Below are 20,074 nucleotides of genomic sequence, written 5' to 3' on the forward strand. Positions count from 1 at the left end.
CAGCGGCCTTTCACCCGCCCTGCCACAGGATGAGGCGGGGATGCGGGAGATCATGGGAGAGGCGGCCGGGCTCGGCTTTGTGCCGCCCCTGCTGGCCTATACCCCGCTCAAGCGCTGGGGGAGTGACCCTGCCAGCCAGCTTGATCAGTGGCAAGCGCGGCAACAGGCACTGACCGCCAGCGGCTTGCCCCCGCTGGCATGGAGCCTGTTTGATGAGCCGGATCTCGCCACCCTGCCCGCCATCACCAGCCTGGCGCGGGAGATGAAACGGCGGGATCCGGCGGTGCTCCGCGCAGGCCACTTCAATCATCCGGGTCAGGTTGGTCTGCTGGCAGAGGTGGAGATTGCCCTGATCAACGCAGGCTTTGGCGCCGACAAGGCCGATGTGGCGCGGGTACGCCAGCACAAGGTCACCCCCTGGTTTTACAATCTGGGCACCCCGAGAGCCGCCGGGTTCTATCTGTGGCAAAGCGGCGCCGAGGGCTATTTGCAGTGGCATGGCCGCATGCCCACCGCCCTGCCCTATGACCCCACCGATGGGCGGGAGAGCGACTTTATGCTGCTCGGCCCGCAAGCCTGCGAGACGCACCGCCTCTCCCACGATCTGTTGCTGTTGCAGCAAGCCATCGAGGATCTGCGCTGGCTCACCTGGCTTGAGCAGGAGGCACGCTATCAGGTGGAGGCCGCCCTGCTGCTGGAGCGCCTGCGGGATCAGCTGCCGACCCGCTGGCAGGTGGCAGAGCAACTGCCCTCTGCCGCCTGGATCCAGTGGCGCCGCGAGATTGAACAACTGGCCAAGGGATTGAAAACATTGCAAACTGGTGCCAACTCATCCTCCTGAAGTGACTGCGTATGGCCAACCAGACTCCCCGCTCCACAGCCAAAGACAGCGCCCTGTGCCGCCTGTTGCCTCTGATGCTGCCGCTGCTGATCCTCACCGGTTGCGCCCGTCAGGAGCCGGTCAATGAGACACTGCCGATCCTCAACCAGTTGCGGGAACAACAAATGGCCGAACAGCCCCAGCTGCAACTGCAGTACCAGAACGCGGAGACGCAACTGCCAGCGGATCAGGAGCAGCAGTTGCATCAGTTTTTAGGCCGCAAGGATCCGGCACGGATTGCGCTGGTAAGCGGCCCCGGGCAGCAAACCGACATGCTGGAGAGTGCGCGAATGGCGAGCGTGCGGCTGACGGCCCTCACCCGCTTGCTGGGCTCCCGCGCCATTGAGCTGGAGCCCCGCTATGACCCCATGCTGGCCCCCAATACCTTGCTGATCCGCATTCTGCCAAACGGTGAACCGGGGTCAGTCACCCCAGCGGCGGCGCAATAAGGCCAATGCAAGACGTCGGCAAGGCCACCCGATAGAGGGGATAAGGGGTCAGCCCCCACAACTTGCGCCAACCCTGGGTCAGACGGTACGAGAGCAGCGGCGGACTCTGGTGTAGCTCGCCTAAAAACATCACCCCTTGGCTCATCCCTTCACCCGCCAGCGTCACTGACATCGCCTCCCGATCCGGCGCCACCAGCATGGCCTGCAGCAGACCGTCACAGCGGGGATGGGCCAGCTGATAGCTGACATAGGTGCCGCCCAATACTGGCGTAGCCACCCGCAAGCGCCAGCCCATCTGGACCAGCTCCAGCAGCATGGGCTTGGCTCCCTCGTTAACTGCCCGGTTCTGATAACGCCAGCCCATGGCGGCAGCACTGAGCAGTGCCACCAGCAACAGCAACAGATATCCCCTAGATAGACGCATCATGGCGCCCCCTTAGAAACAGGATGGTCATCACCAGCAACATGATGGCCCACTGGTAGAGCTGGGCCATCGAGCCGGTATGCAGCCAGCCATACCAGCGCAGATCCAGGCTCATCAGCACCAACCGCAGCTGATTGGCCCCGATATAGAGCAGGCAGACCAGCAGCAACATGGGCCACTGCCGGTAGAGTGGGCGCTCTGGCGCCAGCCAGCAGCAGGAGACCAGCCAGGAGAGCACCACCAGATAAAGTTGAGAAAACGAGGAGCACCCCTTGAGCACGATCAGCGCATGGCCCCCCAACCGCTCGATGCGATTGCCATCAAGTCGAGTCTCCCAGCCCAGCAGTTGCAACCACTGGCCCACCCCCCAGGCATCGAGCGCCAGCACAGGGCCGGAGAGCAGGGCAAACACCTGCTGCCCCCACAACACCGCCACGGTAAAGGCGAGCACAATCTGCAACACCGCCCGCTCATCGCCACTCTGATGACGGCGCCATAGCGAGGCCACCAGCAGCAGACAGGCCAGCGCCTTGCAACTGGCACTGGGGATCAGGATCAGCAGGATAAAGAGGGCGAGCGCCAGTGGATGCGGGCGCCAGCTCGGTGCAACCCGCAATGCAATTTGCCACCAGATAGCAATCAGCAACACCACCAGCAGGTTGAAGTGACCCATATTGAGCCACACCATGCCCCACTGATTGGCCAAACCAAGTAGCAGCCAGTTGGGTGCCCACTGCCAGGGACGGATCTCCATCGCAACTCCTGCCGGTTATCAGCGCTTGTGACCGCTGTCGCAAGTTCCATGCCTGCCCAGCCTCACCCGGACCAAGCCAAGTCAGAGGATGCAACAAAGCTGGCACGCTTTATTCATTCCCCCTGCTGGCACTAGCGCCAGGGAGAAGGAGTGAGCAATGAAACTCAAACCGTTGGCAGGGCTGCTGGGGATGTGGTTGGTAACCTCCCCCGCATACGCCTTGACCGAAGTCGATACCGAACTGCAACTGCTGATGGATGTGTCGGGCAGCGTCAGTTCATCGGAATTCAATCTGCAATTACAGGGGTATGTGGACGCCTTTTACAGTCAGGATGTACAAAGCGCCATCCTCGACACCAGTGGTGGCAAACTCGGGTCCATCGCCGTACAGATGATCATGTGGAGCAGCAGCAACCAGCAAAGTCTGATGACCGACTGGTTCCACCTCTACGACATGACCTCCATCAACAACTTCGCCGCCACCCTGGATGCCCTGGTCCGCCCCTATGCGGGGATGACGGCCCCCGGTTCGGCGATGGCCTTTGGTGCCCAGCAGTTTGATACCAACAACTACACCGCCGCCCGCCAGGTGATGGATGTGTCGGGTGACGGTATCCAGAACAACGGGCTGGATACTTCCACCGTGCGGGATCAACTGCTCGCCTCCGGCATCGACACCATCAACGGCATCACCATAGGTCAGGACTACGCCGATGGGGTGCTGCAAGAGTGGTATGTGGAGAACGTGGCGGGCGGTCAGGATGCGTTTGTGATCAATGCCACCACCTTCGCCGACTTTGGCAATGCGCTGGAGCTCAAACTGGCAGCCGAAATTGAGGGGGGCATTATTCCGGAAGGGGCACTGGCCGCCCCCATCGAGGAGATCCCGCTGGCCGCCCAGCTGCTGCTCGGTATGCCGCTACTGCTGGCCTGGCGCTATCAACGCCGAACTCAAGGCCGTCCGCAGCAAGCCAACTGGCAACAATCGCCAGCTATCGGCTAGTTAATCACCCCGTGTGTCGCGATTAGGGAGCTATGGCTCCCTGATTTTTTTGGGGCGACGATGACCTGAATACAGCGCGAAAATGCTAGTCGCCCTGACGAAATTCGCCCGATTGACCAATATGCCAAGTCTGACCATATGGATGATGCGCCGCTTGTTCTTCTGAGGGCAACAACGATAACGCCTCCAAAGTTGATGCAATAAGTTCACTCTTGCCCAGCGCCTGGCGTAGAGAGAGCGCCTCTGACAGCACGGCGCGAGCATTATCATGGGCACCAGTCTGTACGAGAGCCTTGCCAAGATGATGCAGTGCGAAATGCCGCATAAAGGATTTTGGTTGCAACCGACAAACTACTTGGGTGGCCAAACTGACAGCTTCATCTGCACGATCGAGCCGTTGCAAAACCTGCACTAGGCGTAGTTCTGAGCTAACGCGAGCAGCATCGTCCTCTGAAACCATCTGCGCGGAGATCACCTCTCGGAGAATGGCTTCTGCCTGCGCGGCTCGCCCCACACATAGCAACATAAAAGCGGCAGCGCTCCGAGCTCTTGAAGCACCTTGTGATAATGCAGCACAAGGATGTAGGTCGAGGGACTGATTGGCAACAGCCAGCATGGCTACTGGGTCTACCGCTTCTGGGAGCAGAAAAGGAGCGCACAAGCGGTATTCCGTACCGGTGCCTGCGATGCAAAACTTGTAGCCATCAGTGAGCTCCACGGGTTGATTCATCAATCCTCACGTTTGAAATAAACTGCCTCGCAGCAGCCGCTACTTGCCAGAAGCAAGATACAAAGTTTGATTAGCTATATAACACCGCCTTCAGCTGCACCACCGCAGACGAATTCTGCTGGGAGGCTTTGTTATACGCGTTTAAAATTCAGGAGCGTTTTTAGAAAACTTAAAATATCAGGCCCATAATTCAATAAAGTTTTGGTTAGGCCATGAACTGCTGAGCATGATGTCACTGCCCAGGTTCCGTAGCCGGAGTCAACGTTTGAAAAATCAGCATATTTCTTGAAGTCGTATTCTTTCATGACATCAAAAAATGATTCACTGACACTTTTCAGAACATAATTATAAACATTTTCATTTACAGGCTTGGCGAACCTTAGTTCTTTCTCATCAATGTGTGGAAAAACGTCCTCGCCGAAGTATTTTCTCAATGTACCACCAACATGAGCCCCCCTTGTAACTTTTCTAGTCGCATAAAGAGTAGTAATAACAGCAATAATGGAACAAATAGTATCCCGATCTCTTACAACAGATGTCTCAATAGCTAATGCGACACTATCTTTTGTCGAAGGTCTGCTAACATTGCCTAACTTTTCTTGCAGCCAATCATCAATATTCTGTGCACCATCTAGAATAGAACCTCTCAATTCAGGATTCTGGGAGATTTCCTTCATAGCTCTTTCCATAAGAGTAATAATGAGTAGAGCTAATTTTATTTTTCCTTCCATAGCACACCTTTATGCATAAAAAACAACAATTTAAAATATTTGATGACAAGTGCCTAACGCCTTGTTTACCTGAAAATTAGGAGAACCGTAGGTTCGATTAGCGAAGCGTAATCGGACGTTCGTGGCCTTCCTAGGATATGCATCTTCAACAAGCCAACACTTTTCCATCTTGCTACTCCTACACCATCCCGAAGCTAACTCTCTAACAGACAGCCAAGGTCACCGCCTGAACGTATGCAACATTAGCCGGAAGTATCACCGCAAGCGTCCGATTACGCTTTGCTAATCGAACCTACGAGCTATATCAAATCCACACGCAGCAATTTGTTATGTTTATTTTGTATTTCTAATTTTGTTAGTTGCATAAATAAGTAACGACTTATCATATATTTTCTCTACTGATTCAACTATTGAATTTAAATACTCTTTAAACTCACTTATTTGTATATGTATAAAATCATCAGTTAATTTTATTAGAACATCTTGAGGTAATGTAACGCTACTACCTTGCTTTTCACTGGCATCAAGTTTATGTAGCATTGACAACAAATCAAATGCTTCATCTGTGTAATTGGCATGATGAACGATTTTATTACGCATTTCTCTAAATTCAGTGCAATGCTTACGTAGTTTTTTAAGTTGGTCAGCCATGCCAGATGATTGAACATGAGCATTTGTGATAACTGACTGATGAGAAATAGAGTCGTCGGCAATACCTAAATCATGTAGACTACTGGCTAGTATTAAAGCACGGTCATAAATAGCACTGCTTCTAATCAAGAAATTTTCGATTTCATATTCTATATAATCTGCGTTTGTAAATTTGTCATCTGAACGTTTTTTGTTAACAACATACTCCAATTGATTTAATGACAGATGGCATTTATCAATTGCACAAGACAAGCGAGCCAGAGTTTGCCCACAACGGAATACATACCACTCCAAATTATTTTCACAGTGGACATCTTTTCCTTCTAACCCACACTTTCGTACAGGATTATCAGGATCGTATAAAACAACTTCCTCAAATAAATGCACGCCCACTCCAAATAAACATAACATTAATTATATTGAAGTCAGTATTAATCCAATAACTGATCCTTCCGGATGATGCCGCCATTTGATACATTATCCACTCTGAAAATCACTTTAAAATCATTAAATTACCAACCTAGCTCCGGTTTCTTAACTGATTGTTTCTGTTTCATTTATTTAGTTCCACTTTTACCACTGTACAAAATCACAGTCAATCTGTTGCTATGGAAAATGCTACCTGCCTCGTCTTCTTGACAACATCAGGACGCAAAATCGAATCGAGCCTAATTAAATAGCGTCGCCTCCCAAAACACCGCCAGGTGCTCATAAAAAAGGCCTTATCACAAGGCCTTTTCAGAAATATTCAGATTCCGGCTGATAGCCAGTTTTACGGCAATCAACCCGGCTCTGGTGACATGGGCAGCACCTGCCCATCGAGCGCATGATCACTATTGGATGGATAGTCCGGCACCGGCTCGCAGTAGGGAATGCGGCTTAGCACTGGCGCCTTGACCAGGGCGGCCAGCTGATCGGAGCGGCGCAGGCTGGCATCCGCCAGTTCGGCCACCAGCGCCAGACCGCAGCCGAGCCCCAGTCCGCCAACAATGCCCGCCAGCAAAAACAGCCAGAGCGGGTAGTTGCTCGGCTTGCTGGGGGCAAAGGGTTTGTCGATCACCTTGATCCGCTCCCCCTGCTCGAAGTTGCCCAGATCGCCGGTCACCTTGGCCTTCTCATAGCGCAGCAGCAAATCCTGATAGAGGGTGCGTTTAACCGCCAGATCCCGCTCCAGCTCGGCGAGCTGGCGCTCGGTATCCCCCTGGGAGTCGACCACCTTGTCCAGCCCATCCAGCTGGCTCTTCAAGCCCGCGGCGTTTTGCTCCGCCTCCGTCAGCTGCGTCTGGGCCAGCTGCCACTCGGGTCCGCGGGCCATATCCGGCTGGGATTTGAGCTGCTCGAACTCCTGCTGCAACTGGTCAATCTGATAGCGCAGGCTCTGAACCTTGCTGTGTTCGTCGCTGTAGCGGGCCCGCAGCAACACCAGCTCGGTACGCATCAGTTGCAGCTTCTCATCCAGTTGGCGGGCCAGCTGGCTCTCCTGCCCCTGCGATAGCTGATCGACCCGGGCCTTGGCCTGCTGCAGGGTGATCAGGCTCTCGGCATAACGCTCCTGCAAGCCATAGAGACGGGCGACGTTGGTACTCTGCTGCTGGGGCAAGGCGCTGGCATGCTCCCGTTTGAAGTCGGCGAGCAGCTGCTCGGCCTCTTGCAGTTCGCTGCGGCGGCTGTCGAGCTGGCTTTGCAGGAAACGTTCGGACGATTCCGCCGACTGGCGCCCCTTGCTGAGCAGGTTGAAGAAAAAGCGCCGCGAAATGGCTTCGAGCAAACCGGCGCTGTTGGCCGCCGAATCCGCTTTGACCTTTATCTCGATCACCTCATCGCCAATCAGCCGCAGCGAGACGGCACTCGAGAGCCAGTCCATGATGGCATCGCGCTGGGCTGGCGGGGTCTCGTCATTGACCAGACCGCGATCCCGCGCCACCCCGTCCAGTACATAACGGCTGCGCAGCAGGGCTTCGAGCACCGCAAAGCGATCCTTGAGACTCTCCTGAGTGATCAGATCTTTGAGGGTCGGGGTCTGGTTGGCATCTTGCGGCACCATAAAGGTGGTGCGGCTCTCATACTCCTTGGGGGTGAGCAGGCCGACCGTCACGCCCACCAGCGGCATCACCAGTACCGGGATCACCAGCAGATAACGACGGCGCCAGGCGGCAAAGAGAATGATGTAGAGGTTGTAATAGAACTGGACAGGCATGGCATCACTCCCTGAGAAAAGCCCTCCCCCGCACGATGCAAAGGCAGTGCCACCAGAGGAGCTGATCGCCTCTGTGGGAAGATCGCAAGAGTGGTACAAGATTCGCATTCTCCCGCTATCCGGGGTGTTACCCCTTCCCTTGCCGGAGCGCGAACCATGTTGTCATCAACCCCGTCGCACAGACCCCATCCCCGCAGAAGCTCCATCGTTCAAATCGTGCAGCACCTGCAGCCGGGCGGGCTGGAGACCATGGTGCTCAACCTCACTCAGGCGAGCCCGGCCGAGCAACCGGTGCATATCATCTCTCTCGAAGGGTGCAAAGGGGATGTGCTAAGGGCATGGCCCGCTCTGCATCCCTTCGCAGGCAATATTCACTGTCTGGAAAAGCCCGCGGGCTGGTCGCTGGCGACACTCTGGCGGCTCACCCGACTGCTGCGCCAACTCAAGCCCGTCGCGGTACATACCCACCATCTGGGGCCCATGATCTATGGCGGGCTGGCCAGTCGGCTGGCCCGGGTGCCCACCCTGGTACACACAGAGCACGATGCCTGGTATCTCGATGATCCTCATCAGCGCACGCTGGCCCTGTGGGGGCTGCGCGCCTTCAAACCCATTCTGGTGGCCGATGCCATGCCGGTGGCCAACCAGCTGCTGGCAAAGCTGGGCCAGTTGTCGCCAACCGTGATCCCCAACGGCATCGATGAGCAGCGTTTTGCCCCGGGCGCCGCCGCCCTCGCCCGTCAGGAGATGGGATTGCCGCAAGGGGTCAAACTGATTGGCTGCGCCGCCCGCCTTGAGTCGGTCAAGGGACATGCCTTGCTGCTGGAGGCGATCCGCGCCCTGCCGGAGGAGGTGCATCTTGCGTTGGCTGGGGTCGGCAGTTTGCAAAATGCGTTGCAACAACAGTGTCAGCAGCTGGGGATCGCCCATCGGGTCCATTTTCTGGGGCTGGTCGAAAACATGCCGCGCTTCTATCAGGGGCTGGATCTCTTCTGCCTCCCCTCGCTGGCGGAGGGGATGCCGCTCTGCGTGCTGGAAGCACAGGCGTGCGGGGTACCGGTGGTGATGAGCGACGTGGGGGCGGCCAGAGAGATCGTCTGTCAGGACAGCGGCCATATCCTGTCGGAGCGGGATCCCGGCCGCCTTGCCCAGCTTCTGGCACAAGGGTTGCTGCACTGCCATAGCCTGCGTGCCGTCACCCGAGAGTTTGTGTGCCAGCAAAGCAGCTTGAGCCGGATGGCTCAGGCCTATCAGCAGCTTTACAGCCGCTGATCAAGCGACCCGATGACCAGAGGAGCATCCCATGGAATGGATCATGATCGTGTTCTGGCTGTGCGCTGTACTGGTGGTCTACCACCATGTCGGCTATCCCCTGCTGCTCAAATTCGGTGGTCGGCAGGCGCGCAAGGTAGCCAATCCGCCCCGCCCCCTGGATCGAGGGTTCAAAGCAGAGGCCACCGATGAGGCGCTGCCGACCATCACCCTGCTGATGCCGGTTTATAACGAGGCGGCGACCATCGCGGCCAAGCTGCAAAACCTCGCCAGCCTCGATTACCCCGCCGACAAGCTGTGGGTACATGTGCATTTCGACGGCTGCAGCGACAACAGTTACCCCATTGCGCTAAGCCAGCTCGGAGATCCCGCCCTGCAGCAGTTGCAGATCAGGCTGTTTGATCACCCCCGCAATCGCGGCAAGGTCGCCGTCCTCAACGAGGCCATGACACGGGTGCACAGCGATCTGGTAGCCCTCACCGATGTCTCGGCCCTGCTGCCCATCGACAGCCTGCTGCTGGCGGTCGCCCATTTTGCCGATCCCAAGGTAGGGGTGGTCGGGGAAGCATACCGCTTCTGGCAACCGGGCTCCCAGGGCGAGGAGAGTTACTGGCACTATCAAAGCCAGATCAAGCTCTGCGAATCGGCCCTTGGCGGCATGCTGGGGGCCCACGGTGCCTTTTATATGATGCGCCGGGAGTGCCTCACCCCGCTGGCCGCCGATACCATCAACGACGATTTCATCCTGCCGATGCAGGCCATCGCCAAGGGGTATCGGGCTGTCTATGACAATCGCTGCGCCGCACTGGAGCTGGAAGTTTCCGATGCCGCGCTGGAGGCGACAAGGCGCAAGCGGATCGGGGCTGGCAACACCCAGCAGCTGCTGCGGTTGCTGCCCCTGCTACACCCCAAGTTCGGCTGGGTTGCCTTCAACTTTGCCAGTGGCAAGGGGCTGCGGGTGTTGATGCCGCTCTGCCTGACCCTGCTGTGGCTCTGCGCCATCCCGTTGGCCACCCAATCCCTGCTGTTTCAGCTGTTGCTGGGGCTGCAACTGCTGGGGTATCTGCTGGTCATCCTGATCCAGCTGACCCCTGTCCACCCCTGGCCCAATCTGTTTCGCAAGATCCACTATCTGGTACTCGGACACTGGTACAACGGCATGGGCACCCTGCGCTACTGCCTGCGCGCCCCCATACGTTTCATGTCACAGGAGAAAGCCGTATGACACACCCCATTCCAAGATTGACCCTGGTGGTCAAACGCAGCATGGATCTGCTCGGTGCCACTTTTGGCCTGCTGTTGACGCTGCCGTTGTGGCCGCTGATCATGTTGGCCATCCGACTCGATAGCCCGGGTCCGGTGTTCTTTCGTCAGCTGCGGATCGGGCGCAGCCACGCCACCCATACCGAGCTCTTTTTCATGATCAAGTTTCGCACCATGCGCGCCGACGCCGAGGCGGCTACCGGGCCGGTCTGGTGTGGCAAGGGGGACAGCCGGATCACCCGCAGCGGCGACTTCCTGCGCAAAACCCGGCTCGATGAGCTGCCGCAGTTTATCAATGTGCTCAAGGGGGAGATGTCGCTGATCGGCCCCCGCCCGGAGCGACCCGGTATCGCCAATCGGCTGGAAGATGCGGTGCCGTACTTTATCGAACGCACCTATGAAGTGGCCCCCGGCATTACCGGTCTGGCGCAGGTCAATCAGGGTTACGACGAGTCGCTCGATGATGTGCGCAGCAAGCTGGCGTTCGATCTGGCCTACTCGGTCGCCCTGCTCCACCCCTGGCGCTGGCTGGTGCAGGATGTGCATATCATCGGCAAGACGATCGCCATCATGGTCGGCAAGAAGGGGCGCTAATCCCGCCAATCTCAGCCACATCTCAACCCCATCAGGCCATTGCCACTGCAATGGCCTTTTTTTATGGCGCATCCTTGTGGCAAATCAATGGTGATCACAGATAAGTCAGCGATCTGATCGCCATCATCTGGCCCCATCCACAGGCCTGATGTCCGCTTGCCCCACCGCAGAAACCCATGCGTTGCGTGATCACCGAAGCAATCCGCCCCCTGCTTCCCATAACACCGGCACATAAAAAACGAGTGGCCAGCAGCCACTCGTTTTGGCGGGTTTCGCTTTGTGATTCAGACGCCGTAGACAGCCAGAATATCGGTCACCCTGTTGTTGACGCTGTACCCGCGGGCGATGGTGTTGCGCGCCGCCTGACTCATTTTGCTGCGCGCTATCTCATCGCTGCGCAGCCAGTAGTTGACCAGCTCCGCCATGTCCCGCACATGGCCGGGCTCCACCAGCCAGCCATTGGATTTATGGTCGATCAGATTGACCAGGCCCCCCACCGCAAAGGTACAGACAGGTATGCCGTGAGCCATCGCCTCCAGGGCCACCAGCGGCAACCCTTCAAAGCGGGAGGTGATGCAGAGCAGGTCGATGTTGTGCCACTCATTGGCCATGTTCTGGAAACCATGAAGCTGGACGCGATCACCATACTGCTGCAACAAGCCGCTTTTCATGGGGCCATCCCCGTAGAGATGAAACGCCCCATCCGCGCAGAAGGCGGCCAGCTGGCAGAATGCCTCCGGCCCCTTTTCCGGCGAGAGGCGGCCGACAAAGGCAATCCGGTTGCCAGTTACCGCAGCCGGCGTCGCAGGCATGGGGACAAAGTTGCTGATCACCGTGCTCGGCACAGGCAATTTGCGAGCGATGGGCTCGCTCACTGCAATACACTTCGCAAAACGCGCTGTGGTGCGATCCAGCCAGCTGTAAAACTTCAGCAACCCTTCCCCGTCATCCCCACTGTGAAAAGTCGAGACCACCGATTTACCGGTGAACCAGGCTGTCAGCCGCCCCAGCACCCCGGCCTTGTAGCCGTGGGTATGGATCAGCACAGAGGCAGGCTGGCGGGCCAGACGGCGCATAAAATCGCGGCTGTTGTGGCACACCTCGTAAGGCAAGCCCTGCTGTTTGAGCAGGGTCGTAAAGGGGGTCATGCCATGGTTGCTCACCAGCACTATGGTGGGGCGAAATCCCCTGGCCAGCAGATCGTTGGCGAGATGGATAATGTGAACTTCAATTCCACCGACCTGACGCGCATCGATAGCCAGCCAGATCTGCTGCATGGGTAACATAAGGCCCTCCTACCGTGGCTCCATGCCACCTGAAATGAGGCGCTGCATAGAGCGGGCCAGTCAGGCAAAGAGGGGCAGGATCAGGCGCCGGGACAGGCGACCAGCAAGAGGGTCATGTCATCGAGGGGGGCATCATTGATGCGTTCATCAAACCAGCGGGCAATGCGATGAGCCAGTTGCTCAAGACCGGGCCCCGAAGTCAGGCAGATCTCTTTTAGCTGCGACTCCCAGCGCTGGCGCTCTGCGGCATCACGGCTATCGAGCAGGCCGTCGGTCCAGAACAGCAGGATCTCGCCGGGCTTGAGCTGACGCTCATTGGTCACGAAGTGGGGATCCGGGCGCAAACCGGGCAAGGGGCCGGTCACGCCGACCTGACGGATGGTGCCGGGCCCGACCAGCCAGGGCGCCGGGTGGCCCGCGCTGGCCCACTGCACCCGCCCCTCGTTGCCGAGCTCAATACAGAGGGTGGTGAGCAGGGTAGCCCCGAGGAGCGGATCACTGTGAACCGCATTGGACAAGATGGTCAGCAAACGGGCGGGGGCGCGCTCCAGATCGTGCGCCGTCAGCAAGCCGCGCAGATAACCGGCATAGGCATGGGCAAAAAACTTGGCTTCCGCGTCGTGGCCCATTACATCCCCGAGCCACAGCACCCGATCCTTGACCAGCAGAAAGTCCCCGCCCCCCACGGTGGCCGCACGGGTTTGCAACGCCAGCTGGTATCCCCCTATGGAGGTGGCGGGCAATAACGGGCGCAGCGCCGAGGTCATGCGCTGATCCAGCTGCTCGCCCCATTGCGATTTGAGCTGCTCCGAGCGTTGCAGCACCCGCGAAACCGCCAGCAACAGGTCCTGCTTGGTGATGGGTTTGACCAGAAAGTCATCGATCCCCAGCGCCCCCGCCCGACTCTGGGTCCACTGATCCTGATGACCGGTCAGGAAGATAAAGGGTACCCCCTTCATCTTGGGATCCTTCATCAACTGCTGGCGCAGCCCAAAGCCATCGATCCCCTCCATCTCGATATCGGAGAGCACCAGCGCGGGGGGCTGCTTTCCGAGCGCCAGCAGGGCGGCATGGGAGTCGGCATAACTTTCAACCCGGTAGTGCTCATGAAGGTAGGCGGTGAGCAGGGCACGCATCACCTTGTCATCGTCGATCACCGCGATCACCGGCAGTTGGTTGACCGGGCCCTGCTGGCGAAGAGTCACGCGATTGCGCTCACCGTCGCGAGAGAAGTGCACCTCGGCAAACAGCTGGTGCACCAGCGCCAGCCCGTATCCCCCCTCCTGCAACTCATCGGGTAACGGCGCACTGGCAAGACCGGGTTGCGGACCGCCATCATCCTCCAGTATCAGACTCAAGCCCGTTTGATCCTCTTTCAGCGTGAGCCAGAGCCGGGTCGCGGGAGGCGCTGTGTGCTTGACGCTATTGGTGGCCAGCTCACTGAAACAGAGCAGCCAGTTGGCTTGATCCTTTGGGGAGACCTGAAACAGGGAGAGTCCCTGTGCCAGCCGGTTGCGCAGTTCGCGCACCGCCTGCAGGGTTGCCGGAGCAGATCGCAACCAGTCATCCATATCGGGCCTCCATTAGCGGGCGATCAGATCCGGAAATTGAGCAAGGCACTGCGCCGGCACCAGCGCTTGAGCCATTCGGTCACCCGGTTACTGGGCAGCCGGTTGAGCTCGCGCAGGATCTCGCTGGCCAGCCCCGGGTTGAGCTTGTCGTTATAGACAGCGCCAATAAGATTGGCCTCGGCACGGGTCAGTTTATCCACTGCACTTTGTACCACGGTCGTCGGCGTCACCCCCGCCAGCACCACCAGCAGCGCCCCTTCACAGGCACCACACACCTGATCGGCCGGAATATTGCCCCGATTGAGGGCGGTGAGCGGCGAAGTATCGAAGATCACCACATCGTAATGCTCGAGCCAGCGAACCAGCAGCTGACGCAAGGTATCCTTGTTGCGAAAGGCCATCAGATCCTTGCCTGGCGCCGGGAGCAAGGACAAGGAGCGGCCAGTGGCTACCGGCTCGGGCACATCATTGGGCCCCCAGGCAATCGCCGTGGCGCGGCCGGGATGATAGAGGTTGAGATCCACCAGCAGGGTACGCAGCCCATCCGCTTCCGAGCGCCTTGCCAGCGCATCGCAGATGGAGCTCACCCCCTCTCCCCCTTCCGACGAGGTGACCGCCAGCGAGCGGATCCCCCGGGCGACCGTCGCCGCGTAGAGGGATTCGAGCTCCAGGTATTGAATGGGGATGCTCATATCAAAGCGTCCCGACCAGGGCCACCACCGAAATCGTGGTCAGGATGTCGCGCATGCCATCCATGAAGATGGCCCAGTTGCTGCTTTTGCTGTCAGGGATAAAAACGGTGTCCCCTGCGCGCAGCACCGGTAACTGGCTAAAGTCGGGCTCTTTGGCAAAGCCGTCGAGATCGAAGCTGCGGGCCTGATCCCCCTGACCACTGGTGGCCATGTTGATCACCACAATCTTCTTGATATAGGCGCTGCTGGTCGGGCCACCCGCCTCGGCCAGCAGATCCAGCAGGGTCATGGAGGAGTCAAAACGGTAGCGACCGGGACGGGCGATCGCCCCCAGCACTCGAATGGTGTTCTCCTTCGGTTCATCGAGCCAGGGGCGATTCTTCTCCGGCAGGTAGATGGAGTCGCCGGGCAGCACCTTGGGCAGCAAGGTTTCATCGCCAGTTTCAAAGTAGAGAGCAAGGTCGAGCTTGCTGACCCGCGCAGTGCTGCCACTGCGATGGGCGATACGCACATTGCGCAGATCCGCCGCCGCAGTCGGGCCATCGGCGGCCGACAGGATGTCGATAAAGCCCATCTGCTCATTGAAGGCATAGCGACCGGGGGCCCCGACCTGACCGAAGATATAGATGGAACTGTCCGGTGACTGGCGCACCCACTGGGACTTGTTATCACTGGGATCGGTGGGCAGCTCGGGGATCATGATGGTGAATCCGGCCCGGATCTTTGGCAGGCTGGCGAGCGCCCCCCCCTGATGGAGAAACTTGTCGAGATCAAACAGGGTCGGCGTGGCCTGCCCCCCTTCGGCGGTCAGGATCTGCACCTTGGCGATATCGGCCCGCTCGTTGGGGCCACCGGCGTGGGCGATCAGATCCAGCAGCGACATTTCGTCAGACCATTCATAGCGGCCCGGGATCCGCACCGCCCCCATCACCATCACCGCCCGCCCGGGAGCCACCTTCAACCAGGACTTCTCGTTGATATCGGTCTTTTCCGGCACAAAGATGGCGTCACCGGGTTTGACTTGGGGCAGCGCCTTTTGCATCCCTTCGGTATAGGCCTGCAAGTCGATGGGTTCGATCGTGCCATCGGTGCGCAGCAAACGGATCTGGCGACTCTCGGCATAGCGGGTCGGGCCGCCGGCATTGGCCAGAATATCGAGGAAGGAGTCCCCTTCCCGTCCCTCATAGGCGCCGGGTTTAAACACCTCGCCCATGATGTAGATGGTGCGCGCCCCCCGTTTTATCTGCTCTTCATCCTTGGGCACGAAGATGGTGGCGCCCGGCGCCAGATTGGGCAGCAACTTGTTGTTGCCGGAGTCGAGATAGGCTTTGAGATCGAACAGCTCGGGAGCATCACCATTGATCACCCGGATCCGCTCCACCCCGGCAAAGCGGGTCACCCCACCGGCTCGCATCAGCAGATCCACGATGGAGTTGCCGCTCTTGAAACTGAAGGCGCCGGGGCTGTTGACCTCGCCAAATACCTTGATCGCCTTGCCGGTATCGCCATCCCCGCCTGCCGCCAGGGTTGCCGCATCAAAATCGATCTGCACGTTGCCGATCAGCGGAGAGGCGGGTACGAACACCACATCAAGGGATTGCAATGGCGGCAACACGCTGGCATCGCCGGTATCGAGATAACGCTTGTAGTCGAAGCTAGAGACAGTGCTGCCGCGCCGCACCTGCATATTGTTGAGCTGGGCACCAGGCACCAGACCGCCAGCGGCATCGAGGGCCATCTGCACGTTGCCATCGGGCGCCAGATCATAACTGCCGGGTTTTTTGACATAACCCATCACGCTGATCAGCAGCCGCTTCTCCAGCAAGGTGACGGTCAATTGAGAGAGGTTGTTGTAAACAGGTTTGAGGGCGGTGCGGATCAGCTCATCCGCCTGTTGCAGGGTCTTTCCCCCCACCACTAGGTTGCCGACTTCAGGCAGTGCAATCTCCCCCTGCTTGTTGATCTGGAAAGGCTGATCAAAAGCAGGCTCACCGGGTTGCACTATGGCCAACCGATCACCGGGAGCCAACAAGGTGGAGGCCAGTAACGGGCAGGTGAACAACAGCAAGAGAACACAGATCAATCCTTCGAGAGCGCCCCGTTTCATAGACATCCTTTTCGTCTGTTACGTCTGCCCCCATTGGCGTAAGGGGAGCCCTGACCAATCAGCACGACAGCCATCCGCTGTTGTCTGTTGCAGCCGCAAACGTACTTGTTGTAGTGATTGTGCCAACACGGTCTGACGCCAGGCTACATCCGACCAGAGCCGTCCGTGCATATCCCGTTCGATATCAATACGTTGAGATTGTAGTCTTTTCAACTCGGCAGGCATACACCCCTGCAGACTCGCTTGCTTTAATTCCGTCAGCTGCAAGTCGAGTTCCTTCTGACGCTCATCATAACGAGACCAGACCCGCCGTTCATCCTCATTGACCGGAATACGGGTGGGTCTTGCCTCGGCCATGCCGCCATACCCCTGCGGCGGCCACTGCGCACAACCCGACAGCAAGATGGACGAGAGCAGGATACCAAAGCGTTTCATGATGCAGCGGCCATCATGCCACGGGAGCGCATATAGGCCTTGATGCTCTCATGGCAGGGGATCACCCGGTCGATATGCAGCATCTCCAGCAGGTCATGAGGTTGACCGGGTCCACAGACAAGGGCCATCTGATGCCCGTTCATAATCAATCTTTTATAGAGAAATACCAAGGCTCCGATCCCCGACGAGTCGATAAAATGAACATCGCTAATATCGGCCAGGATATCTCCCGGGTGGGTCGAAAGGGTTTCAAACAACGGGCGGAGCTCACTGACGGCCATCGCGTCAAACTCGTTTTCCAGTACCACTACCTGGATATCATTAAGGGTGTAAGTCATGCTTTCCATCGCTAGCTCCTTGTCGATTCTCAGACTATTTGCTGTCACGGCATTCAGCACGCTGCAAATGTTATGCCGGGCAGTGCCACGGCACTTGTTCTCCAAATGATACTCTTTGCGCCTTATTCACCGACACCCACTCCTCGTTTTGATTGCCAAATTGCAATTAACCTCCCCCGCACGTTGCAAACTGCAATTCACCTGGGCCGAGATCGCCCGATAAGAGGCTAAATGACTGATAATTCAAGCCCATTAGACCGGGCCCGATTATTGCTTGCCTTTGGACACACTTCACAAGCCACCGTTGGCTCGGCCCCCGTGCCGCCATTTTCCAGGAAGGAGAGATCATGAAAGCAGGCCTTTATATCGCACCACTGCTGGCAGCCCTTTGCGGCACCGCATACGCAGCCCCCTCCCCTGACAGCGCCGTGTTGAAGGTTGAAGGCGCCATCAGCAGCCCCACTCATCAGGCTCTGGCCCTGTGGGACAGCGCCATGCTGGATCAACTGCCGGTACACGAAATCAAAACCCATACCCCCTGGTATGACGAAGCCAAAACCTTTCGCGGCCCGCTGCTGCAAGATGTATTGGCCAAGGTCGGGGCAACCGGCAAACAGCTCACCATTACCGCGCTCAATGACTACTCGGTACAGGTGCCGACAAGCGATGCCGAGCAGTATCGGGTCATCCTCGCCCGCACGATCAATGGCAAGCCACTATCGGTGCGTGACAAAGGGCCGCTGTTCCTTGTCTATCCGTTCGATCAATATCCCGAACTGCAAAACAAGCTCTATTACGGTCGGGCTATCTGGCAGATCAGCGCGATAAAAGTGGAGTAAATCCCATCATGCGTTCCATGGCGGCCAGTCAACGTTTCTTGTTTGTGGTGCTCTGCGTGCTGCTCCTTGCCTTTGCCGGTATTGGTACCATCCAGTACCGGCAATTTCAGGATCTGCAGCGCAGTACCAGCCAGGGCGAAGACAACGTGATGTGGAACTATTTCCAGCTCTATAACGAAGCGCTGCGTTTTCAAAGCTCGCTGCTCCATGAGTCGCAACCGACCTTCCAGCTCAGATACGATATTCTGGTCAGCCGCATGGATCTGGTGTTGGAGAGCAAGGATCGCAGCCTGCTTCAGCAAACAGAGATCTACCAGCAGGCAAGCAAAGCCATTCGATCCTACATCTCTCTGGCGGATATCTGGCTCGGCCCGGAAGCCACCAAGCCGCTCGACAATCTTGCCCATCAAGAACTGCGCCAACAGCTTGCCTCCCTGCTCCCCCTGCTCCATCAGCTGACTCTGGAGGTGAACCAGCAGGCGACCCTGTTTGATGTGGCGCGCCGCGACAGCGTGAGGGAGCAGATCATCACGACGACACTCATCGCGACCCTGCAATTTGCGCTGCTCTTTGTGCTCGCCCTGCTGATCTGGCGGCAAATGAATATCTCGTTTCTGCAGCACAAACTGATGCAGCAGCTCAATGACAAACTGCTGCGGGCAAATCAGGCGGCAGAGGCCGGCACAAGAGCCAAAAGCAGCTTTTTGGCCAACATGAGCCATGAAATTCGCACCCCCATGAATGGCATTCTCGGCATGCTTTCACTGCTGGCCGACCGGGATATGGATCCGAGGGAGCGAGACTATCTGGAAACGGCGCGCGAATCGGCAAACCATCTGCTCGGTCTGCTCAACGACATTCTGGATGTATCCAAGCTGGAAGAGGGCAAGATCGAGCTGCAACTAGCCCCCCATCACTTGCCCCAGCTGCTGGAGGATATCCGGGCCCTGATGCAGAGCAACTGCGATGCAAAAGGGATCAAGCTGACACTCACTGTCGCCCCCAATACGCCGGAGTGGTTGATGATCGACCCGCTGAGGGTGCGGCAGATCCTCTTCAATCTGGTGAGCAATGCCATCAAGTTCACCCATCAGGGGGAAGTAAAGATCCACGTTGATAGCACCCTGTTGGAGCAGGATCGCCACTCTATACGCATCTCGATCCAGGACACCGGGATCGGCATGAGCAAAAGTCAGCTAAAGAACCTGTTTCAACGTTTCGCCCAGGCGGATGTCTCGATCACCCGCCAATATGGCGGATCGGGCCTGGGACTTGAAATATCCCGTAACCTCGCACGCCTGATGGGTGGCGATATCTCGGTAGAGAGCAGCGAGGGACATGGCAGTACTTTTACCTACATCTGGCCCGCCAGAGCCACGACCCCCTCGATTGTTTGCCTGCCGTCCAAGCCACTGGATCAGGAGAGCTATCGCATCTTGCTGGTTGATGACAATGCCACCAACCGCAAGGTGATCGGCGCCATGCTCGACTCCGTGGGCCATCAGGTCACACTGGCCGTTCAGGGAGAAGAGGCGCTGGAGAAACTGGGTCACACCGAATTTGATCTGGTGTTGATGGATGTCCAGATGCCAGTGATGGATGGCCTGGTGGCCACCACCCGGATCCGCACCTCCCAGATGCCTTGGGCAGATATCCCCATCATCGCCCTGACGGCTGATGCGATGCCGGAATCCAAGCAATACTATCTCTCCCATGGCATGAACGGGTATATCACCAAGCCCATTAATAAAGAGACGCTACTGAGCGAGATAAACAGACATATTTCCCATGGGCGGCTCAAATACAACGCCACCCTGCGTGTCAGCAAGCAATAACCCCCCCCCCTGATTCCGAGCTA

General features: G+C 57.7%; 19 protein-coding genes and 1 pseudogene. 8 read left to right on the top strand and 12 right to left on the bottom strand.

Going from position 1 to position 20,074, the window contains the following annotated elements:
* A pseudogene (locus AACR14_RS04610) lies at positions 1–841 on the top strand (hypothetical protein); the annotation flags it as partial.
* Positions 842–852: 11 nt separating this feature from the next.
* The gene (locus AACR14_RS04615; protein WP_019445304.1) at positions 853–1,329 is read left to right on the top strand and encodes a hypothetical protein; all 477 of its coding nucleotides are present in this window, start codon (positions 853–855) and stop codon (positions 1,327–1,329) included.
* On the opposite strand, the gene AACR14_RS04620 is transcribed toward AACR14_RS04615, so the two are convergent.
* The gene (locus tag AACR14_RS04620) at positions 1,307–1,753 is read right to left on the bottom strand and encodes a hypothetical protein (RefSeq protein ID WP_041201832.1); all 447 of its coding nucleotides are present in this window, start codon (positions 1,751–1,753) and stop codon (positions 1,307–1,309) included. The two genes, AACR14_RS04615 and AACR14_RS04620, sit on opposite strands and share 23 nt — an antisense overlap.
* Positions 1,740–2,507 (bottom strand): hypothetical protein, encoded by a 768-nt coding sequence (locus AACR14_RS04625; RefSeq protein WP_019445306.1) that lies wholly within the window; start codon positions 2,505–2,507, stop codon positions 1,740–1,742. The genes AACR14_RS04620 and AACR14_RS04625 overlap by 14 nt, the downstream gene beginning before the upstream one ends.
* A gap of 157 nt (positions 2,508–2,664) precedes the next feature.
* Here AACR14_RS04625 and AACR14_RS04630 point away from each other — a divergent pair, with 157 nt between their 5' ends.
* Positions 2,665–3,510 (top strand): DUF1194 domain-containing protein, encoded by an 846-nt coding sequence (locus tag AACR14_RS04630; RefSeq protein ID WP_019445307.1) that lies wholly within the window; start codon positions 2,665–2,667, stop codon positions 3,508–3,510.
* A gap of 85 nt (positions 3,511–3,595) precedes the next feature.
* Here the strand turns inward: AACR14_RS04630 and AACR14_RS04635 are convergent, their stop codons facing one another.
* From AACR14_RS04635 to AACR14_RS04650, 4 genes are all read right to left on the bottom strand, one after another.
* Complete coding sequence (locus tag AACR14_RS04635) at positions 3,596–4,240, bottom strand: tetratricopeptide repeat protein (protein ID WP_019445308.1); 645 nt, start codon at positions 4,238–4,240, stop codon at positions 3,596–3,598.
* Between the two features lie 131 nt (positions 4,241–4,371).
* Positions 4,372–4,971, bottom strand: coding sequence for a hypothetical protein (locus AACR14_RS04640; protein ID WP_019445309.1), 600 nt, complete (start codon positions 4,969–4,971; stop codon positions 4,372–4,374).
* 333 nt (positions 4,972–5,304) lie between these two features.
* Positions 5,305–6,009 (bottom strand): Cthe_2314 family HEPN domain-containing protein, encoded by a 705-nt coding sequence (locus AACR14_RS04645; protein WP_156808772.1) that lies wholly within the window; start codon positions 6,007–6,009, stop codon positions 5,305–5,307.
* Positions 6,010–6,403: 394 nt separating this feature from the next.
* The gene (locus AACR14_RS04650; RefSeq protein ID WP_019445311.1) at positions 6,404–7,819 is read right to left on the bottom strand and encodes a GumC family protein; all 1,416 of its coding nucleotides are present in this window, start codon (positions 7,817–7,819) and stop codon (positions 6,404–6,406) included.
* A 156-nt stretch (positions 7,820–7,975) separates the two neighbouring features.
* Between AACR14_RS04650 and AACR14_RS04655 the strand changes: the two genes are divergently transcribed.
* Genes AACR14_RS04655 through AACR14_RS04665 form a run of 3 tightly spaced genes read left to right on the top strand, consistent with a single transcriptional unit; the run spans position 7,976 to position 10,948 of the window.
* A complete protein-coding gene (locus AACR14_RS04655; protein WP_041201831.1) occupies positions 7,976–9,091 on the top strand; it encodes a glycosyltransferase in 1,116 nt (371 codons plus the stop codon).
* A 31-nt stretch (positions 9,092–9,122) separates the two neighbouring features.
* Positions 9,123–10,316 (top strand): glycosyltransferase family 2 protein, encoded by a 1,194-nt coding sequence (locus AACR14_RS04660; RefSeq protein WP_019445313.1) that lies wholly within the window; start codon positions 9,123–9,125, stop codon positions 10,314–10,316.
* Positions 10,313–10,948 carry a sugar transferase gene (locus AACR14_RS04665; protein WP_019445314.1) on the top strand — a complete coding sequence of 212 codons (636 nt, stop codon included), beginning with the start codon at positions 10,313–10,315 and terminating at the stop codon, positions 10,946–10,948. Before AACR14_RS04660 ends, AACR14_RS04665 begins: the two co-directional genes overlap by 4 nt.
* A gap of 284 nt (positions 10,949–11,232) precedes the next feature.
* Here the strand turns inward: AACR14_RS04665 and AACR14_RS04670 are convergent, their stop codons facing one another.
* The 6 genes from AACR14_RS04670 to AACR14_RS04695 form a co-directional block, all read right to left on the bottom strand.
* Positions 11,233–12,234, bottom strand: a complete 1,002-nt coding sequence (locus tag AACR14_RS04670) for a glycosyltransferase family 4 protein (RefSeq protein WP_019445315.1) — start codon at positions 12,232–12,234, stop codon at positions 11,233–11,235.
* Positions 12,235–12,314: 80 nt separating this feature from the next.
* Positions 12,315–13,805, bottom strand: coding sequence for a SpoIIE family protein phosphatase (locus tag AACR14_RS04675; protein ID WP_019445316.1), 1,491 nt, complete (start codon positions 13,803–13,805; stop codon positions 12,315–12,317).
* Positions 13,806–13,828: 23 nt separating this feature from the next.
* Positions 13,829–14,497 carry a tyrosine-protein kinase family protein gene (locus AACR14_RS04680; RefSeq protein WP_005333403.1) on the bottom strand — a complete coding sequence of 223 codons (669 nt, stop codon included), beginning with the start codon at positions 14,495–14,497 and terminating at the stop codon, positions 13,829–13,831.
* Position 14,498: 1 nt separating this feature from the next.
* Positions 14,499–16,604 carry an SLBB domain-containing protein gene (locus AACR14_RS04685; protein WP_005351417.1) on the bottom strand — a complete coding sequence of 702 codons (2,106 nt, stop codon included), beginning with the start codon at positions 16,602–16,604 and terminating at the stop codon, positions 14,499–14,501.
* An 18-nt stretch (positions 16,605–16,622) separates the two neighbouring features.
* Entirely contained in the window at positions 16,623–17,039 is a 417-nt protein-coding gene (locus AACR14_RS04690; RefSeq protein ID WP_019445317.1) for a hypothetical protein, read from the bottom strand.
* A complete protein-coding gene (locus AACR14_RS04695; protein ID WP_005333409.1) occupies positions 17,036–17,386 on the bottom strand; it encodes an STAS domain-containing protein in 351 nt (116 codons plus the stop codon). The genes AACR14_RS04690 and AACR14_RS04695 overlap by 4 nt, the downstream gene beginning before the upstream one ends.
* Before the next feature lie 338 nt (positions 17,387–17,724).
* Here AACR14_RS04695 and AACR14_RS04700 point away from each other — a divergent pair, with 338 nt between their 5' ends.
* On the top strand, positions 17,725–18,216 hold the full coding sequence (locus tag AACR14_RS04700; protein ID WP_005351410.1) for a molybdopterin-dependent oxidoreductase: 492 nt from the start codon (positions 17,725–17,727) through the stop codon (positions 18,214–18,216).
* Positions 18,217–18,224: 8 nt separating this feature from the next.
* Complete coding sequence (locus AACR14_RS04705; RefSeq protein ID WP_019445318.1) at positions 18,225–20,051, top strand: ATP-binding protein; 1,827 nt, start codon at positions 18,225–18,227, stop codon at positions 20,049–20,051.
* Positions 20,052–20,074: the final 23 nt, after the last annotated feature.

Source organism: Aeromonas sp. 159, assembly GCF_963862045.1.
Lineage (GTDB): Bacteria > Pseudomonadota > Gammaproteobacteria > Enterobacterales > Aeromonadaceae > Aeromonas > Aeromonas veronii.

Bases quoted from the DNA above. Each gene is read 5' to 3' on its own strand.
- AACR14_RS04615 (WP_019445304.1), top strand. From the start codon at position 853: ATGGCCAACCAGACTCCCCGCTCCACAGCCAAAGACAGCGCCCTGTGC.
- AACR14_RS04660 (WP_019445313.1), top strand. From the start codon at position 9,123: ATGGAATGGATCATGATCGTGTTCTGGCTGTGCGCTGTACTGGTGGTC.
- AACR14_RS04655 (WP_041201831.1), top strand. From the start codon at position 7,976: ATGTTGTCATCAACCCCGTCGCACAGACCCCATCCCCGCAGAAGCTCC.
- AACR14_RS04630 (WP_019445307.1), top strand. From the start codon at position 2,665: ATGAAACTCAAACCGTTGGCAGGGCTGCTGGGGATGTGGTTGGTAACC.
- AACR14_RS04675 (WP_019445316.1), bottom strand. From the start codon at position 13,805: ATGGATGACTGGTTGCGATCTGCTCCGGCAACCCTGCAGGCGGTGCGC.
- AACR14_RS04690 (WP_019445317.1), bottom strand. From the start codon at position 17,039: ATGAAACGCTTTGGTATCCTGCTCTCGTCCATCTTGCTGTCGGGTTGT.
- AACR14_RS04665 (WP_019445314.1), top strand. From the start codon at position 10,313: ATGACACACCCCATTCCAAGATTGACCCTGGTGGTCAAACGCAGCATG.
- AACR14_RS04670 (WP_019445315.1), bottom strand. From the start codon at position 12,234: ATGTTACCCATGCAGCAGATCTGGCTGGCTATCGATGCGCGTCAGGTC.
- AACR14_RS04700 (WP_005351410.1), top strand. From the start codon at position 17,725: ATGAAAGCAGGCCTTTATATCGCACCACTGCTGGCAGCCCTTTGCGGC.
- AACR14_RS04695 (WP_005333409.1), bottom strand. From the start codon at position 17,386: ATGGAAAGCATGACTTACACCCTTAATGATATCCAGGTAGTGGTACTG.
- AACR14_RS04620 (WP_041201832.1), bottom strand. From the start codon at position 1,753: ATGCGTCTATCTAGGGGATATCTGTTGCTGTTGCTGGTGGCACTGCTC.
- AACR14_RS04705 (WP_019445318.1), top strand. From the start codon at position 18,225: ATGCGTTCCATGGCGGCCAGTCAACGTTTCTTGTTTGTGGTGCTCTGC.
- AACR14_RS04640 (WP_019445309.1), bottom strand. From the start codon at position 4,971: ATGGAAGGAAAAATAAAATTAGCTCTACTCATTATTACTCTTATGGAA.
- AACR14_RS04635 (WP_019445308.1), bottom strand. From the start codon at position 4,240: ATGAATCAACCCGTGGAGCTCACTGATGGCTACAAGTTTTGCATCGCA.
- AACR14_RS04625 (WP_019445306.1), bottom strand. From the start codon at position 2,507: ATGGAGATCCGTCCCTGGCAGTGGGCACCCAACTGGCTGCTACTTGGT.
- AACR14_RS04650 (WP_019445311.1), bottom strand. From the start codon at position 7,819: ATGCCTGTCCAGTTCTATTACAACCTCTACATCATTCTCTTTGCCGCC.
- AACR14_RS04685 (WP_005351417.1), bottom strand. From the start codon at position 16,604: ATGAAACGGGGCGCTCTCGAAGGATTGATCTGTGTTCTCTTGCTGTTG.
- AACR14_RS04680 (WP_005333403.1), bottom strand. From the start codon at position 14,497: ATGAGCATCCCCATTCAATACCTGGAGCTCGAATCCCTCTACGCGGCG.